Below are 17,008 nucleotides of genomic sequence, written 5' to 3' on the forward strand. Positions count from 1 at the left end.
GATTGATAACGCAGATTATGCATATTTGCAACATATAGCAACGCTGTGATACAAAGTGCAACATCAGGCAACAAATTTTAGCGAAGTTAAAGGATAGAATTATGAGCAATAAATTAGAGATTATAAAAAAATGTGAGTACTGCGGAAAAAGATTCGTAGCACAGAGAACGACTACCCGTTATTGTTCTCATCAATGTAACTCGAGGGCTTATAAAGAAGATAAGAAGAAGAGAAAGGTCGTAGGTCTCAACTATGCCATTATGCAGGAGATAGAACGGATTAGTGAACGCTTCGAAGAAATTCAGGATAAAGAGTTTCTGTCTGTGGTAGAAACAGCTTTTCTATTAAGTATTGAGAGGACCACTGTTTATCGCTATCTACATCGTGGACAATTAAAAGGAATCCGGATGGATGGCAAAACTTTTATTCGTCGTTCAGATATTGATGCGATGTTTGATAATGTCGAAAAATATGAGTCAAAGGCCAGGCCGAGTGTCGAAGCAAAACCGCTCACCGAATTCTATACAGTAGCTGAGATCAAAGAAAAATTCAATATTAAAGAATCCTGGCTATTCAAAGTAGCCAGAGAGAATGATATACCTAAGACTCTGATTCGGGGAAAATCCTATTTTAGCAAGAAGCACATTGATAAATATTTTGAAAAGAAAGGCATTAATGATTATCAGGATATTAGAGAATGGTACACAGTTGCGGATATTATGGAAAAGTATGGGTTGACTCTCAATGCAATATACAGCTTTGTCTCAGAGAATCAAATACCCAAGAAGAAGGATGGGCGAATGGTTTTATACTCCAAACATGATTTCGATGTAGCAAAGGGATATGAAAAACCCAAGGAGCCTGAATATTATTCAGTAGAAGAAGCTATGGAAAAATATAACCTGACTCGTGATGCACTATACCATTATATAAAGTATCATGATATACCCAAAATGAAAGATGGTCGATACATTAAGATATCGAAGCCTGAACTCGACAAATTGTTTAACCCTCAAATAACACAATAATATGGCAACACTGACGAGAGTTCATCTCAGACAACGAGATGTAACAAGAGGAAGGATAAGCCTCTATTTAGACTACTACCCTGCAATTCGTGATCCTCACTCCATGAAGATGACACGGCGTGAGTATTTGGGTATTTACATTTATGCAAAGCCTAGAAATGAATTCGAAAAAGAATTCAACAACGAAATGTTGATGAAAGCTGAGGCTATCAGAAGCATAAGGGTACAATCCATCATTAATGAGGAATTCGGTTTTTTAGACAAGAATAAAGCAAAAGCGGATTTTCTTATCTACTTCAAAACTAAAGCAGAAAGGAAAGATCAGAAATGGATGAAAGTGTATCTACATTTTTCTAACTTCGTCAAAGGCAAATGTACTTTCGGACAAGTAACTGTAGATCTATGCAATCGTTTTAGAGATTATTTGCAGGATGCAAGGCAATTGAAAAACAAGAACTATCGGATATCGCAGAATTCAGCATCCGGATATTTCTCTACCTTCAGAGCATTATTGAAGGTCGCCTATAAAGAGAAGTTTTTTAGAGAGAATTTGAATGACTTTCTTGATTCAATAGAAACAACTGATGTAAAGAAAGAATATCTCACGTTGGATGAAGTCAAGTTGCTAGCCAACACCCCATGCGATGATTACCCGATATTGAAAACTGCTTCTTTGTTCTCCTGCATGACCGGATTGCGAATCAGTGATATATTGAAACTCGATTGGAAAGAAATAGAGCCAGCTTCGGATGGAGGCTACTGCATGCGATTACGAACAGAAAAGACTGAAACAGAAACAACCTTGCCAATAAGCGACGAGGCTTTGGATTTATGTGGCAAACGAGGAAAAGGAAAAGTCTTCAAAGGCCTACAACGAAGCATGACTCAGCAACCATTAAAAGCATGGGTTGCGAGTGCCGGAATAACAAAACACATCACATTCCATTGCTTTAGGCATACTTTTGCTACCTTGCAAATTGCTTTAGGTACAGATATTTACACTGTGAGTAAGATGCTTACTTATAAAAATGTCTCTACAACACAGATATATGCGGATTTAGTTAGTTCGAAGAAACGAGAATCGGCGAATAAAATAAGCTTAAAATAAAATACAATGAATAAAGGAGAAGTTATAATATATCAAACACCTGATGGTAATACCCTGTTAGATGTGCAATTAGAGGATGAGACTGTATGGCTATCACTAAATCAAATATCAACACTGTTCGAACGAGATAAATCTGTAATATCAAGACATATACGCAATATTTATAGAGAACAGGAGCTGGAAGAAAAAGCAACTGTTGCAAAAAATGCAACAGTTCAAAATGAGAACGATCGTGAAGTTCTTAGACAAATAGAGTATTACAATCTTGATGTAATAATATCAGTTGGTTATCGTGTAAAATCACAGCGAGGTACTCAGTTTCGTATTTGGGCGAATAATATTCTGAAAGAATATCTTATCAAAGGATATGCTATAAATCAAAATGCCAAGAATGAGCAATTGGAAAACTTGAAGAAAACAGTCAAGCTTCTTTCTAATGTAATTGCTTCTAAAGCTTTATCTGCTGATGAAGCGACGGGGTTATTGCGTGTAATAACAGACTATACCTATGCTTTAGACACCTTAGATAGATACGATTATCAAAAACTTGAGATTGAAAAAACGACGGTCGATGAACCTTTCAGAGCGAATTATGACAATGCGATGGAAGCTATTTATGTATTGAGAGATAAGTTTGGAAGTGGAGGTTTGTTCGGAAATGAGAAAGATCAGTCTTTCAAAAGTTCAATTAGTACCATTTATCAAACATTTGGAGGAGAAGAATTATATCCCAGCATAGAAGAAAAAGCAGCTATGTTGCTATACTTAGTGACTAAAAACCATTCATTCAGCGATGGAAATAAGCGAATTGCAGCATTCCTATTCCTTTGGTTTTTAGAGAAAAATGATATTCTATATAAAAGTGACAGTACAAGACTTATTGAAAACAATACGCTCGTTGCTCTTACTCTGATGATTGCGGAAAGCCGTACAGAAGAAAAAGATATTATGGTAAAAGTTATTGTGAATCTGATAAATCAGAATAATTGATAGAGTCAACGACAAAATAGAGAATTGGCGAATAAAATAAATTTTATCCCACATATGAACATTACGATAAAAAATATACGCCTAAAGAGTCAGCAGCTATCAGAACAGCTATTTGATACCCCAAAAGAAGTGGTATCGTGGATGGGAGCTGTGCAGGCTCAGGATTTCACTATGGCAAAATGGGCTATTGCCATCAGATCGAAACAATGTACAGAACAAGATATCGAAGAAGCTTTCAACCGGGGAGATTTTCTTCGAACCCATATCATGCGGCCAACCTGGCATTTTGTTTCTGCGGAGGATATCAGGTGGCTTCTGAAATTGACAGGAGAGCGAATTAAAGGCGCATGGAAATATGTAAAAGATTTGAAGCTTGACGAACAGGAACTTACAAAATGTTATAAACTGTTAGAAAGGACACTGAGGGACAATAACCATCAGACCAAGGACGAGATTACAAAAATATTCGAGCAGGAAGGATTAGGGGCTACCGAAAGACATATATATCTTTTTACAATGTTGGCAGAAGCTGATGGCATTATATGTAGTGGCTCATTGAAAGAGAAAAAACAAACATATGCACTACTAGAAGAAAGAGCTCCCCTAAGCAAAGATATACACAGGGATGAAGCACTGGCTAAGCTAGCTCAAAGATATATGCAGAGCCATTCTCCTGCAAGCTTACAGGATTTTGTCTGGTGGTCGGGATTGACGATCAAAGATTGCAGACACGCTTTTAGTCTAATAGACAATGAATTGATAAAAGATCATTTCGGTTCTACGGAATTGTATATTCACAAAGACTATAATGAATGCGCTTCTTCGGATACAAATATACTTCACTTCCTACCTGCATATGATGAGTATCTTATCAGCTACAAGGATAGGACAAATGTTCTAGACTTAGAGCATCATCCGAAAGCTTTTAATAACTATGGTATATTTCAATCAATTATACTGTATAATGGCCATGGTGTAGGTAATTGGAAAAAGATTAAGAAAGCGAAAGGGATTGATTTTGATATTTCTTTTTGGGATAGTAAGTTCAAAATAGATAAGGAGTTACTTGCCTTAGAAGGGAAGAAGTTCCAGGATTATATTAAGAAATAAGAATAGCAATGAATTTCAAAGCTAAATTATCGGAGCAGATTGGTATGGATGATATCCATGAAATACTTCGTTTAACCCAACAAAGTGACAAGCGAAAGCAAGAATTATATGATTTAGTTATTGGAGAAGATGAAAAAATAGGATATCATGCGGCTTGGATCTTTACACATTTTTCTCCGGAAGCTAATAAATGGTTGTATGAAAAGCAAGATGAACTTATTGATGAAGTGATGATGTGTGAGCATGGAGGTAAACGGAGAGTTGTCCTCAATCTGCTTTACAAACAGCCTCTGGCTGATCCTCCGAGGGTTGATTTTTTGGATTTCTGTCTGGAGCGAATGCTTTCTGTTAAGGAATTACCGGGTGTTCAGTCTCTCTGTATGAAAATAGCTTACGAACTTTGTCGTACTATTCCTGAGTTAACCCAGGAATTGAAAACTACTCTAGAGATGATGGAAGGGGAGTTATGCCCGGCTATCAGATCTGTGCGAAAGAATATTCTTAAAGCAATTCCGAAAGGGAAAAGCTTACAAAAATATTAGTATATGAACTACAAAGATCCCGATAATATCTTTTTAATCATCTGTGGGGCAATGGGGATTGGCTTAATAGCTCTCGTTTTTAGGTATCTTTTTATTGGATTGGGATTTGACTCTTTTGGTGCAAATCTCGTATTTGTTATTGTATTTGTTGTATCTAAATTAAATCGGTATCAGGCATAAATGTATGATCGAGCATCGGAAAATATCGGATCTGCCCAAAGAAAGGATTCTTATTAGAATCGATGAGTTTTTAAGATTTATATTATTTGTACAATATAAAACAAACATAAATAAAAACTGCTACATTTATAGAATAGAATATCCTAATGGCTCTATAGATAAAAATATATCATGAAACTCAAATTGTACAAATCTATTTTTTATGTATTTTCCTTTCTGTCTGATAAGACGAATGGGGCGAGTTTTTTTGTTAAATATAAGCTTTTATTGGGAACTCTTATTATCGGATTGGCCGGAACATCTGCAAAAGCTCAAAAGAGAGACGCCATAAGTGATACAATAGCTCTTCGCAAACCTCTTCACTCGGAGATGGCATCCTGCTATAAAGTCGCGATTGATTCGACTGAAATCAACAATATTTCAGATACTTTAAAGGTTAAAGAGGCTGTCGTTGTTGGGAGTAGATCAATAGTTAAAGACCGTTCGAATATTGCTTGTTATGCGGTCCAAGTCGTAGACGGACCAATAATAAAAGCCAAAAATTCTGTAAGCGTAGATTCTATAATAAGCAAATCATTAAAGATGGATATTACAAATGAACTTACAGGTATCATGTGTTATGGCATTATAGTTAATCCATATAATAATGATGATGACATATATGCTTCCAGACCTAAAGAAAGTGAATTCGATTATGATCAGGTAATAATAAAGCCCATATCTCCAGTTGGCAATCTTGAAGATTTTGGTAAATGGGTACAACATAATATTCTATATACTGAACAAATGCGCAGGAATGGGATCGAAGGAGAGGTAAAACTCAGCTTTATTATAAATAAAAAAGGAAAGGTAACCAATAAAAAGATTGTAAAAAGCCTATCGAAAGAAGCAGATAAGGAAGTTCTTAAGGTAATATCGAAATCTAAAAGATGGAAACCCGGGCAGATCTATGGAGCTCCGGCAAAAACAAGAATAACAATTACGGTTAATATTAGTAGCAACATCGAATGAAACTCAAATCATATAACATATTATTTTGCCTATTCTCTTTTCTTGCAGACAAGACAAATGGGTCGCCGATCTTTGTCAAGTATAAATTATTACTGGGTACATTGATTATTGGTATAGCAGGGACAACTGCTCAAGCACAGCGAAAAGTAGAGATAAGTTGTTATGATACGATACCTCCTCGTGTACCGCAAAATAAGGAAATAACAACTAGGACTACGGCATCTTTAGAAAAACAAAACAATAGGCGCGATAGTCTTATAGAAATAAAGGGAAGAGTAAAGGATGAGCATGGAGACTTTATAGCCGGAGTATCGATTGTTGTAAAAGGGACTATAAATGGAATAGTTTCTGATATAGACGGAGCTTTTAGTATTATGGCCAAATCCACCGACAAACTCGTGTTTTCTTTTGTTGGTATGGAAAGTCGAGAAATGTCTGTTTCAACAATGAGTGGTGGAGAAGCAATAATAACAATGAAAGATTCAGAGATGATTCTCTGTTATGAAGTTATAGTTGTTAGTACTCCAAAATTCAGAGATGATATATATTCACCCGGAGTGAAGCCAATAACTAAGATATCGTATAATGAAATATCTAAAAAGCCAGTTTCTCCTGTAGGTGACCTCGGAAGTTTTCAAAAATGGGTACAGGGTAATATCCGATATAGCGAACAGATGAAGAAAGATAACGTCAATGGAGAAGTTATCCTTAGTTTTGCCATTGATAGAAAAGGAAGATTGGTAGATGAGAAAGTGATAGGGAAGTTATCAAAAGATGCCGATGAAGAAGCCTTGAGGTCCTTATCGTTGTCCGGAGTATGGGAGCCCGGAATCCATTATGATGGCAAGCCGGTTAAAACAACAATGACTATTAGTCTAAATTTCAGAGATGAAAAATAAGGAAAGGTTACAACTATATAATATTGCTTTTGAACTGACTGATAAATGCAACCTTGCTTGCCGTTATTGTTACAATATATGGAAGATACCCGGTGCGGAACATCAATCATTCAATTCGTACAATAATGCAATCAAAACCCTGAAACAAGTTTTTTCGCAAGCGGACATTCTTAATATTACTCTTACAGGGGGAGAACCTTTTGTCGCTCAACGTATCAAAGAAATTGCTCTTTTTTGCCGAATGGAAGGTAAAACGGTCACAGTTATCAGTAATGGGTACAAAGGCACGGCAGATGACTATAAGGATATGATAGCTATGGGAATTACCCTGTTTGAGTTTCCAATACATTCAGCCGACGAAACTGTACATGATTATATTACACAGGTACACGGAAGTTGGAAGAAATCTATTAACTCTATTCGGACGGTACAAGGTATAGGTGGTTATCCGGTTCCTGTAATAGTATTGACAAAATATAATATAGAAGTTTTATCTGGCGCCTTGGACTTTATATCCGATTTAGGTTTAAGACGGATTATGATGAACAGGTACAATATCGGAGGATGCGGAGTTGCTAATCCGGCATCTGTTTCGGCTAATCATAATCAATTGAAAAAAGCATTTACAATAGCTAATGCTAAAGCCGAGGAATTGGGCTTGGTTATTTCTTCCAATGTGTGTTCTCCCGACTGCCTGATTGATCCAAAGATATATCCTAATATCATGTTTGGTCATTGTTCCGATAATGTATTGCAAAAGCCTATAACAATGGATATTAATGGGAATGTTCGCTTGTGTAATCATTCTTCTGTAGTGGCTGGAAATATATACAAACAAGATTTACGAGAAATCCTATATTCTCCATATGCCAATTCATGGAATGAGATAATTCCTGAATATTGTAGTAAATGTGACAAATGGAATACTTGTCGTGGTGGCTGTCGGGCTGCTTCTGAGCAATGTGGATTGGGTTTGGAGCATGTAGATCCTATATTGACAAGCGAGGAATTAATTTGATTTAATCAATCAGGATTAACTTATGCTATTCTATTAATTGAGAACCCTTATCTGTTTAATCAAGATGTATATAAAGAAAAAAAGAGACCGGGCCCGGTCTCTTTTAGGGTTGATGCATCACTGCATTAAAAAGTGTTTGTATGAATTGGATGCAACATTATAAGGAGTGTATCCTGTCCCCTATTTCTTTTAATTGTTTTCAACAATCTTTACTCTATTTATGGTGCTATTGAAAATACGCAATAACCCCATCCTCCATAGCCTGGCATATACGGCCTGACAGAAAACTTTATTGTATTGTTACAAGTGGATATAGAGGTGTCTTTAGCATCGCACCAAAAAATTTCGTGTGTAGGATCATACATGTCTCCTGTTCCCTGGTTTGGAATGTACAGTGAAAAATCTTCTGTATTTATCCATATCACTATAGATGTAATAGCTTCTGGTGCCCATACATTAGGAGATATAGGATCCATTTTGATGCCATATAATTTACTTGGATCTATATCCGACGGAACTGTAGACGGAACCTCGGCATGGTGCGAGAGTACTACATCATAAACGTCGTTACCCAAGCCGGTCTCTGTACATTGGAAAGTTCCAATAAAGTCTTCCGGAACGAAAGGACACATTACCGAATATTGTACGCGATTTGATAAGCTTCGTCCCTCAATTTGCCAACCCAAAAATGCTTGGTTGTTGAAAACTTTTGTATATGGATCCCATCCCGGAATTACTTCCCCGCTTTTTAATACAACATTCACAGTAAAATTCAATGTTTCGCCAAGTGCAGGGGCTGTTTTTCCAAATTTACTATATACATCAGCTATATTAATGGTTTGCGTAGACGGAAAACTTGTAATATTGTCTACTACTACTTGAGCCGTTGTTGTAGTACCATTATTGAGCACTGCTAATAACTGGGCGTGATCCATCATTGAATAATCGCCTTGCTGAGTAGGAATAGTCAGTTTTATCTGATAGTCTCCGGTAGTCACTCCTTCAGAAAGAACACCATCTGTTCCTGGAACCCTCTTAACATCAATGACAACACTCCTTTTTACTTCATCTATTGGAAAGGGAAGATCCTTGTCGCAACTTGCAAAAGCAATACTTAATGTGATGGTTGTCAGGATATATAAATATATTTTTTTCATATTTCTTTTAACTTTAAATTATCTGTCAATCAGTCTGTTTTATTTATCCCAGAATATAAATTTCACTGACACGTCCGTTTTTTGATCCATATTCGGATTAAGGTCTATTTCGGTAGTGGCAGGATAATATAGGGATCTAGGAAAAGATGCAATCGGAGAAATAGGCACTCTCGCAGGTGAAAGTGCAGTAACAGTAGGGTTTACACCAAATCCCGGATCTGTTGTATTAGCAGGATTAAATAATACCGGATAGCCTGTTCTGCGATAGTCTGTATAGGCATCTTCGGGAGAGAAGAAGTTTCCAATCCACTTTTGAGTCAGGATAATCTCTAATTTTCCTGCTTCCGATGCCGCATCGTATTTTCCAAGCACCGCTGTTGTAAAAGTATTTCTGTCAGCCGTCGCTATTGTAGTAACTTTGCCTTCTTCTGCTACTGTATTTACATGTGCTATTGAGGCATCTATCCCTTCTTTAAGCAAGTTTTTCGCGTCACCACTTATTTCACCGGTAAGAGCCAACTCTGCCATCATAAACTTAAACGAATGGAAAGTAATAAATTTGAGAGGAGCTACCCCATTACCAGTATCTGCTGAAACAGCACCACCATTGCCATCATCGTATTTTCCTCCACAAACATAGATACCCACTTTACTCATTGAGCTCGATTGGTCTCCCGCATTATTGGACCCATTGTCTGCGAAAAAGATAGACAAGAAATTACCTTCACGATAAGAGTGATTACTTTGTGAAGCTTGACCTGTCTTCAACTGATTATAGAAATAATACGGAACCCTAGGGTCTGTTATTCCAGCAAATGGGTTTTTAGTATTGTTATAGGTCAGGCCTTTCATAATTTCATAGAAAAATGGGCTGATATAATGAGTCGTACTCTTGTTGGCATATTCCGCAACAAAAGCAGGGTGGCGTTCATCCGGACTGGTCTTTGCTGTATACCAGAACTCGAAATCTTCTCCGGATTTAATAAAGTTATTTGCTGTAATCAGGTCTGATAATCTTTTTTGCCAATCAGTAATATCAGATTTTGCTTTGCGCGTCTGCAAGAGCAATTTCAGTTTAATCGTATTGTTCAAGCGAATCCATTTATCTTTATCTCCACCATAGAAAAAATCGTCAGTTCCGGGTTTTAAGAGATTTGCGGCGTCTTTATTCCCCAGATCAGCTACGCCTGCTTCCAGTAGGTCAAACGCTGCATTATAAATAGACGAACTTTTGTCTGCTTTAGGTGCTTTTATATCAGGATTATTGAATTCTGTATAAGGAATATCTCCCCAAAGGTCTACCATCATCGAAAGAGTATATGCTTTTAGAGTTTTTGCGATACCAGCATAAATTAGATTTCCATCCGGTTCTGCATTTTTAATAATGGCGTCGAAATCGGTAAGCGAATAAATATAGAAATAATTCCATGAGTTGTAGATATTATTCGCAGTGGTGGTCATACCATAATTTTGTACTTCACGCGATACCAGATGGTGTGTATATGAAGATAAATTATTTCCAAGGAAGTTACCCTGCCCGAGTGCATAAGTCATATATCTTTCACTACCAGACAATAATTTGGAAAGTTCAGCAACAGTCGGGCTATTAGGGTTATCATTGACATCCAGCCAGTCTTTCGTACATGATGTAACAGAAAGAAGAGTGAATATAATAAATAAGAATTTTATTCTAGTTTTCATTTTTCTATATTTTTAGAATGTTAATTTAAGATTCAATCCTATTCTGCGTGTAGTAGGAGCTGTCTCTTTATCAATCCCTTGTACATTGCCGGCACCAAAGGAGTTCGATCCCGGATCGTAGTTTAGATGTTTCGGGAATCCCGGAGCATAGTGCCATAAGTTTCTCGCAAGTATGGATAGGCTTGCAGAACCAATGAATGTTTTCTTCAACCAAGCTTTAGGTATATCATAGCCAAGAGAAATTTCGCTTAGATGGAATACTGTAGCATCGAAAGTCTGGAACTCCTGTACACCATTCATTGCTAGGGTAGGATTGGTGCTGTTCGATGCAAACCATAGATCGTTTTCGCTTATTTGTATGGTATTTTGTATTTTATTACCATTGGCATCCAGTATCGGTTTTTGTGTATTCGGATCAGCTAAAATACCTGGCAGAATGCGGGTCCCTAAACGATCTTCATTATATTTAGTTACCCCACGTCCCAGCATATCCGAAGCCGGACCGGATACAATAACACCGCCAACACTCATGTCGAACATAAAGCTAAATGTAACACCTTTATATGACAGGGTATTTGTTATGGCAGATTTGAAATCAGGGTAAGGATTACCTAATTCTCCTAATTCAGGATCAACCATATAGGCTCCGGTAGACGGATTTACCAATGGATTTCCATCCTCATCACGAGCTATTTTAGTTCCGCGGAGAATTCCATAAGGAGAACCCGGCTGCATAGTAGGTTGTGGCTCGCTGGTAGATCCGGTTGATAATGTGATGCGTTCAACACCATTCGTTAATGAAACAACTTTACTCTTATTCTGGGTAAATGTAGCGAAGATATCCCACCTAAAAGAGTTTCGTAGCTCGATTGGAGTAGCGGATAGTCCAATTTCAACACCTTTATTGCTTATCTTACCAAAGTTTGTATAGTAACTGCTCGACCCGGTAGAACGAGGTAGACTTATCGGAGCAATCATGTCTTTGATAGACCTGTTATACCATGCGAAATCAATTCCTATGCGGTCTCCAAAGAACTTCAATTCAGTACCAATTTCGAATTCCGACGTAAATTCCGGTTTTAACTCCGGATCGTAACTGGACGTTGGATATAACATAATTGGACGTTTGTCAAACGGATCATCTTTCAGATATGTTCCGTTTTTGTAGTAAGGAGAAGCATCATTACCTACCTGTCCCCAACCAAGGCGCAGTTTACCAAAACTCAATACATCCGGTTTGATATTGAAAGCTTCTGTAAATATAAAAGATCCTGTGAAAGCCGGATAATAGTAACTGTTGTTGTCTTTAGGTAAAGTAGAGGAGTGGTCGTTACGCAATGTTGCGTTCAGATAAAGGTAATTCTTATAACCAAACGTCACATCGGCAAATATAGCCCATAACCGTCTTCTGGTATAATACTCTGACGCTGTCTGAGTCAATGTGTTGTCAACGTTATAAATTCCCTTATATATCATCTCTGTACCGTCTTGTGTGGCTTCATTAATAGTACGTTGATTCACATTGTGTCCTACAGAGGCTTTTAGGTTATAATCAGGCCCGAAATCTTTATTGAAAGAAAGGACAAAAATAGATTCCAGTTCTTGGACTTTATATGTATTGTCTAATATATATCCTTTTCCGGACTTTGCTGCAGAACCAATGTTTATAACTTCTTTCCGGTCCATTCCGTATTGATTCCATCCGAATGTGTAATCAAACGACAACCATTTAGTGAAATCGTAACCGGTATTTAAACTTGTTACAACACGGTCGGTAACAGTATTTATCGTATTGTTCTTCCATGACCATATTGGATTGTCGACTCCACTTAGCGGGAACAAATTGGCTCCGGCTGGTGTCTCATATGGTATTGCACTGGAAGTGTCAAAGTTGCGGGGTAGAATCAGGGTACGGGCGAATGAACTTGCAGACCCCGTATAACTACCTGCTCCAAAAAATGGTCCGTCCTGAATGGTCCGGCTATATGATAAAGTTCCTCCTACGCGGATGCCATTATCAAGTTTTTGATTTCCACCTACGCTGAAAGAATTACGTTCAAATTCAGAATTAGGGATGTAACCTTCCTGATCTGTGCGGGATATAGTCAGATTGAAATTTCCTTTATCATTATAGCTCACAATATTCGCAGACAGATCCAATAGTCCACCTGTGCGGAATAGGTTCTTTACGTTATTAGGATAAGCTTTATACTCTTGAGTTGTTGCCATATCCGGATAGGCCGCAAGATAGTTGCTCCACGTTGGGATTGTAGCCAGATCGGAGAAAGCTGGTCCCCACGAACCATTTGCATTAGAATATACAAAGTTTGATCCCGGACCATATGTGTTTTGATAATCAGGTAAAGACGCAACGTTCTCCCATGCATATGATGATGTCAAAGTTACTTCAAGACCTTTTTGAGATGCACGCTTTCTTTTGGCACCCGATTTAGTTGTGATCAATATAACTCCGTTTGCTGCGCGTGAACCGTATAATGCTGCAGATGCTGCACCTTTGAGTACGCTCATGCTCTCAATATCATTAGGGTCTAATGTAGAAATTCCTGAACCATAAGCACCACCAGAGGTAAGTCTGCTACCGGTGGTAACTTCCGGGTTGCTATAAGGAATACCGTCTACTACATATAATGGATCATTATCCCCATAAATAGAAGAATTACCGCGAACAGATACTTTTGTCGCACTACCGGCAACAGATGATGACGAGCTTACTTGCACCCCTGGGATCTTTCCGTTTAACGAACGGAACAAATCCGGTTCAGCTTTTTGTACAGCATTGCTCGGATCTACCTTGGCTACTGCATAGCCCAAGGCTTTATCTGAACGACTGATACCCATTGCCGTTACAACAACTTCGTCTAATATGTTTTCATCACTTTGCAGTACTACTTTCATGTCCTGAACGGGTCTGCTTTCCATCGTTTTCATTCCGATCAATGAAAATACCAGTATATTATTCCCTTCAGGCACATTGATGGAAAACTTACCATCCAGATCAGTTATTGTACCGATAGTAGTCCCTTTTACTACAACTGAAGCACTAATAACGGGTTCTCCATTACTGTCTATTACAGTACCGGAAATCCTCGTTGTTTGTGCTACTGTAAATCCGACGCTTAGCAATAAGCAGGATAAAATTAACACCACTCTTTTCTTCATAATAATTGTAATTAATAGCTAAATATTGTTTTTTATATCAACTCGACATTATAATTTGAGAATATTTCTTTAGCCCGATTCATTCGCTAGTGCAAACGCAAAAAAACCTTCATTAAGGGAACATATGCGTTCCCTTAATGAAGGTTTTTTATGATAAAATGATAGCCGAATAGTCTCTATTCTATCCGGTCTATTGTTTTTTTGCCTTTTTTTAGTTAATGTGCTTTTCTGCTCTCTCTCTCTCTCTCTCTCTCTCTCTCTCTCTCTCTCTCTCTCTCTCTCTCTCTCTCTCTAATAAAATATGGCTAACCTCCAAATTTTCAACTGGAAGAATAAAGGATAAAGTTGATATTTTTTCGTTGATTTGGTTTCTTAGGGCCATATTAACTGATGGTTCATCTTGATTTTATAATTTGAGAAGAGAGATTAAACACGGCTAATCATATAGTTAGTCTCTACTTCAGATAATTCTGCCTATGGTTTGATAGAGCAAAGATATTAAAATATTTTAATGCGGGCGCAAAGAGGTGTTAATTTTTTACAATTTAAACGCTAAATGTGAAATTCAGATACAATAGAATTTCATATAGTCAGTTTCTATATAATTAAAAACTTATCATTAATCTTAACAGCCTGAATAGACTTTCCTATTTCAGAAATTCTAATCTAGCAGGTCTTTTTAGTCAGATTATAAGCTCTTTAACGCTTTGAGGACAAAGATAGGATAAGTAGTAGAATGTGTACCTCCTTCAAAATAATGAGTGCTGACATTTACTCCTCTTTTTTGTAAACGGTCATATGCTAATTCTGTATTGAAAGTCGGTACCCATGTGTCTTTTGTTCCATGAACAAGGACTACGGTTCCTTTTGCTTCGAAGTCACTTACATCATTGTCAACCAAAGCTTTTATAAAAGCTTCATCAGTTTTTTCAGTAATACCTTTCACAAAAGTAGGATTAAATGCTTTTGAAGGAGCTGATGGGATTTTCTGCGCCTGCATGATCTTGTCTGTTTCGGCATATTTTTTTACAACAGGTTCCATCTCCGGTTGTACCAACTGGCTTAAGTTTCGGTTTATATTATATACTTTGTCATATGTAAGCAACACCCATAAATAGGATGCTGTGAAATTAGGCGAGTCGCCGGATGTTTGCTGGATTACATGGGTTGCTGTTTCTACTTTATCATAAGCTCCCGCTCCGGCAACAGTTACTATATCGGTAAAATTATCCGGATTTTCACTGAACGATTTCAGTGTCGACATTGTAGCAAAGCCGCCTTCGGAATAACCGAAAAGAAACAGCTTAGTAGGATTGATATGCAAAGACTTATCCTGTGCAAATGATGGGACAGCTTCGATTAGCTTCCGTGTGGCTTCTGCCAATGATGATCTTACTTCGTAATAATGCATGTCTTTTTCGTCTGCACCATAACCGAAATAGTCGGGAACTACTATAATATACCCATTTTCGTGGGTAGGAGGGATAAGGCTTAAAGCATCTTTTAAAGTAGTGGCATCTTTAAATTTGTTAAAGGATGGGGCGTCCGACTCAGCAAACAGTGTTCCATGCTGGATAGAGACAATGCTTAATTGTTTATCTCTCTCTTCGGCAGGTAAAACCGGATAGCCGATAAGCCCCGACAAAATCGTTGTTTCTCCGAACGGGTCTGTTGCCTCATATGTTACCTTTGTGAAAGTGATATCATATTTTATCTTTCGTAATTCATCTGTTAAAACAGAATCTGATACTTTCAGTCTGTTTTTTAGGTATTGTCTGTAATTTTCTCTGATAACATCAGCCTTTATTGTCCTTATTGTTTTCTCACTTTTTATCAGTGATGATTGGCTATTTATATTACAAGATATTATTAGTAATGATAAAAGAAAACAAGGAATGAGTCTGCTTATAAAGTTCTTCATCAGCGTATATTTTAGAATACAATTTGCATCTGTCCTAAAACAACATTCGAATTTGGAGCATTCCATTTAGATGAATAATCGGAATAGGTATAGTTGAGTTGGAAACGACACGATTTGTAAAAGTAATAATTTATGCCTAGAGTATAATCCATCACTTCGTTATTAATCTCTTTATTCTGATTCAGATAATCAATTTTTGCGAATGCATTTAACTTTTCGGGTATAAAGTACCATAGTCCCACACCGTGGATACCCTCTTTGGCAATACCTCCATCATTGGCTTTTATCCATTCGGCGCGTGCATATAACCTGTCGTTTTTATAATCTGAACTGATGATCCAACGGTTTCGCACATGGTCGTTTCTTTCACTATCTCCTGCCTTTATATACGTAGCTTCGCCAAAATATCCACCACCGCCTATACGGAATCCTTTTACAGGTTGCAACATAATATTAGCCGTAAGATCTTTCGAGTTGTTTGTTTCATTCGTAACGAGGCCTGTTCCTTGATATATACCGAGCCCGTATTCGAGAAAATCGTGAGTACCGGTATTGATAAGGCTGCCGGATGCTTTAATACCCATGTCGCGTCCGATGTTATTTCTGTTGTTTTGTAATTTTAAAACATCGTCACCCATGCCCGAAAATGCTGAGACGGAACGCGTATTGGTGATTGACTCCAGGGCAGTAAGAGAAAATTGATTCTCGAGAGAAAAAGGTGTTTTCATTTGTCCTACCCTAAGATTAAAACTGCTGGAAGGAGTCCAGTCGACATAATATTCGGTGAGTGTAGGATTCACAAATTCCATCATTACAAAGTACTTGAGATCTTTGAAGATTTGCCCTTGCATATGCAGGAAAACGACTCTGGTACTCAGGTCGTGCTTTACTTTGTTTACATCACTATATTTATACATTAATAAGCCATATCCCCCGAACTGCATATATGGGGTATTAAAAGCCTGTCTTATTTTTTCTACGGATTGGGAAAACGAACTATTCTGTGTATTCTTATTTGATGATACCTGCAATGAATCGGCTTCATCTTGTGTGAGTATATTCTTCTCTACTAATTTTTTTAGAAGTTCACTGTTCGAATCTTGTGAGTAAGTCAAAGAGCATGCTGTAAATAAAGAGAGTACAAGTAGCAGTTTCTTCATAAA

The 17,008-nt window shown here is 37.5% G+C and carries 15 protein-coding genes; 9 read left to right on the forward strand and 6 right to left on the reverse strand.

The features are described from left to right. Positions 1-101: 101 nt before the first annotated feature. The 9 genes from QZL88_RS14200 (at position 102) to QZL88_RS14240 (ending at position 7,886) form a co-directional block, all read left to right on the forward strand. Entirely contained in the window at positions 102-1,028 is a 927-nt protein-coding gene (locus QZL88_RS14200; RefSeq protein ID WP_296942111.1) for a helix-turn-helix domain-containing protein, read from the forward strand. 1 nt (position 1,029) lies between these two features. Next, the gene (locus tag QZL88_RS14205) at positions 1,030-2,136 is read left to right on the forward strand and encodes a site-specific integrase (protein ID WP_296942113.1); all 1,107 of its coding nucleotides are present in this window, start codon (positions 1,030-1,032) and stop codon (positions 2,134-2,136) included. A 6-nt stretch (positions 2,137-2,142) separates the two neighbouring features. Next, complete coding sequence (gene rhuM, locus QZL88_RS14210) at positions 2,143-3,126, forward strand: RhuM family protein (protein WP_296942115.1); 984 nt, start codon at positions 2,143-2,145, stop codon at positions 3,124-3,126. Between the two features lie 54 nt (positions 3,127-3,180). After that, on the forward strand, positions 3,181-4,236 hold the full coding sequence (locus tag QZL88_RS14215) for a winged helix DNA-binding domain-containing protein (RefSeq protein WP_296942117.1): 1,056 nt from the start codon (positions 3,181-3,183) through the stop codon (positions 4,234-4,236). Between the two features lie 8 nt (positions 4,237-4,244). Further along, positions 4,245-4,778 (forward strand): hypothetical protein, encoded by a 534-nt coding sequence (locus QZL88_RS14220; RefSeq protein WP_296942119.1) that lies wholly within the window; start codon positions 4,245-4,247, stop codon positions 4,776-4,778. A gap of 3 nt (positions 4,779-4,781) precedes the next feature. Continuing rightward, positions 4,782-4,958 (forward strand): hypothetical protein, encoded by a 177-nt coding sequence (locus QZL88_RS14225; protein WP_296942121.1) that lies wholly within the window; start codon positions 4,782-4,784, stop codon positions 4,956-4,958. A gap of 171 nt (positions 4,959-5,129) precedes the next feature. Beyond that, entirely contained in the window at positions 5,130-5,969 is an 840-nt protein-coding gene (locus QZL88_RS14230) for an energy transducer TonB (protein WP_296942123.1), read from the forward strand. After that, complete coding sequence (locus QZL88_RS14235) at positions 5,966-6,868, forward strand: carboxypeptidase-like regulatory domain-containing protein (RefSeq protein WP_296942125.1); 903 nt, start codon at positions 5,966-5,968, stop codon at positions 6,866-6,868. Before QZL88_RS14230 ends, QZL88_RS14235 begins: the two co-directional genes overlap by 4 nt. Next, positions 6,858-7,886, forward strand: coding sequence for a radical SAM protein (locus QZL88_RS14240; protein WP_296942127.1), 1,029 nt, complete (start codon positions 6,858-6,860; stop codon positions 7,884-7,886). The genes QZL88_RS14235 and QZL88_RS14240 overlap by 11 nt, the downstream gene beginning before the upstream one ends. 218 nt (positions 7,887-8,104) lie before the next feature. Here the strand turns inward: QZL88_RS14240 and QZL88_RS14245 are convergent, their stop codons facing one another. The 6 genes from QZL88_RS14245 to QZL88_RS14270 all read right to left on the reverse strand — a co-directional run bounded on the left by QZL88_RS14245 (position 8,105) and on the right by QZL88_RS14270 (position 17,005). After that, on the reverse strand, positions 8,105-9,043 hold the full coding sequence (locus QZL88_RS14245) for a hypothetical protein (RefSeq protein ID WP_296942129.1): 939 nt from the start codon (positions 9,041-9,043) through the stop codon (positions 8,105-8,107). Positions 9,044-9,082: 39 nt separating this feature from the next. Then, positions 9,083-10,744, reverse strand: coding sequence for a SusD/RagB family nutrient-binding outer membrane lipoprotein (locus QZL88_RS14250; protein WP_296942131.1), 1,662 nt, complete (start codon positions 10,742-10,744; stop codon positions 9,083-9,085). 12 nt (positions 10,745-10,756) lie between these two features. Further along, on the reverse strand, positions 10,757-13,924 hold the full coding sequence (locus QZL88_RS14255) for a SusC/RagA family TonB-linked outer membrane protein (protein WP_296942133.1): 3,168 nt from the start codon (positions 13,922-13,924) through the stop codon (positions 10,757-10,759). A 211-nt stretch (positions 13,925-14,135) separates the two neighbouring features. Then, a complete protein-coding gene (locus QZL88_RS14260; RefSeq protein ID WP_296942135.1) occupies positions 14,136-14,306 on the reverse strand; it encodes a hypothetical protein in 171 nt (56 codons plus the stop codon). A gap of 306 nt (positions 14,307-14,612) precedes the next feature. After that, a complete protein-coding gene (locus tag QZL88_RS14265) occupies positions 14,613-15,845 on the reverse strand; it encodes a prolyl oligopeptidase family serine peptidase (protein ID WP_296942138.1) in 1,233 nt (410 codons plus the stop codon). An 11-nt stretch (positions 15,846-15,856) separates the two neighbouring features. Then, the gene (locus QZL88_RS14270; RefSeq protein ID WP_296942140.1) at positions 15,857-17,005 is read right to left on the reverse strand and encodes a porin; all 1,149 of its coding nucleotides are present in this window, start codon (positions 17,003-17,005) and stop codon (positions 15,857-15,859) included. Positions 17,006-17,008: the final 3 nt, after the last annotated feature.

Source organism: uncultured Dysgonomonas sp. (genome assembly GCF_900079725.1).
GTDB lineage: Bacteria > Bacteroidota > Bacteroidia > Bacteroidales > Dysgonomonadaceae > Dysgonomonas.

Bases quoted from the DNA above. Each gene is read 5' to 3' on its own strand.
- QZL88_RS14200 (WP_296942111.1), top strand. From the start codon at position 102: ATGAGCAATAAATTAGAGATTATAAAAAAATGTGAGTACTGCGGAAAA.
- QZL88_RS14205 (WP_296942113.1), top strand. From the start codon at position 1,030: ATGGCAACACTGACGAGAGTTCATCTCAGACAACGAGATGTAACAAGA.
- rhuM (WP_296942115.1), top strand. From the start codon at position 2,143: ATGAATAAAGGAGAAGTTATAATATATCAAACACCTGATGGTAATACC.
- QZL88_RS14215 (WP_296942117.1), top strand. From the start codon at position 3,181: ATGAACATTACGATAAAAAATATACGCCTAAAGAGTCAGCAGCTATCA.
- QZL88_RS14220 (WP_296942119.1), top strand. From the start codon at position 4,245: ATGAATTTCAAAGCTAAATTATCGGAGCAGATTGGTATGGATGATATC.
- QZL88_RS14225 (WP_296942121.1), top strand. From the start codon at position 4,782: ATGAACTACAAAGATCCCGATAATATCTTTTTAATCATCTGTGGGGCA.
- QZL88_RS14230 (WP_296942123.1), top strand. From the start codon at position 5,130: ATGAAACTCAAATTGTACAAATCTATTTTTTATGTATTTTCCTTTCTG.
- QZL88_RS14235 (WP_296942125.1), top strand. From the start codon at position 5,966: ATGAAACTCAAATCATATAACATATTATTTTGCCTATTCTCTTTTCTT.
- QZL88_RS14240 (WP_296942127.1), top strand. From the start codon at position 6,858: ATGAAAAATAAGGAAAGGTTACAACTATATAATATTGCTTTTGAACTG.
- QZL88_RS14245 (WP_296942129.1), bottom strand. From the start codon at position 9,043: ATGAAAAAAATATATTTATATATCCTGACAACCATCACATTAAGTATT.
- QZL88_RS14250 (WP_296942131.1), bottom strand. From the start codon at position 10,744: ATGAAAACTAGAATAAAATTCTTATTTATTATATTCACTCTTCTTTCT.
- QZL88_RS14255 (WP_296942133.1), bottom strand. From the start codon at position 13,924: ATGAAGAAAAGAGTGGTGTTAATTTTATCCTGCTTATTGCTAAGCGTC.
- QZL88_RS14260 (WP_296942135.1), bottom strand. From the start codon at position 14,306: ATGGCCCTAAGAAACCAAATCAACGAAAAAATATCAACTTTATCCTTT.
- QZL88_RS14265 (WP_296942138.1), bottom strand. From the start codon at position 15,845: ATGAAGAACTTTATAAGCAGACTCATTCCTTGTTTTCTTTTATCATTA.
- QZL88_RS14270 (WP_296942140.1), bottom strand. From the start codon at position 17,005: ATGAAGAAACTGCTACTTGTACTCTCTTTATTTACAGCATGCTCTTTG.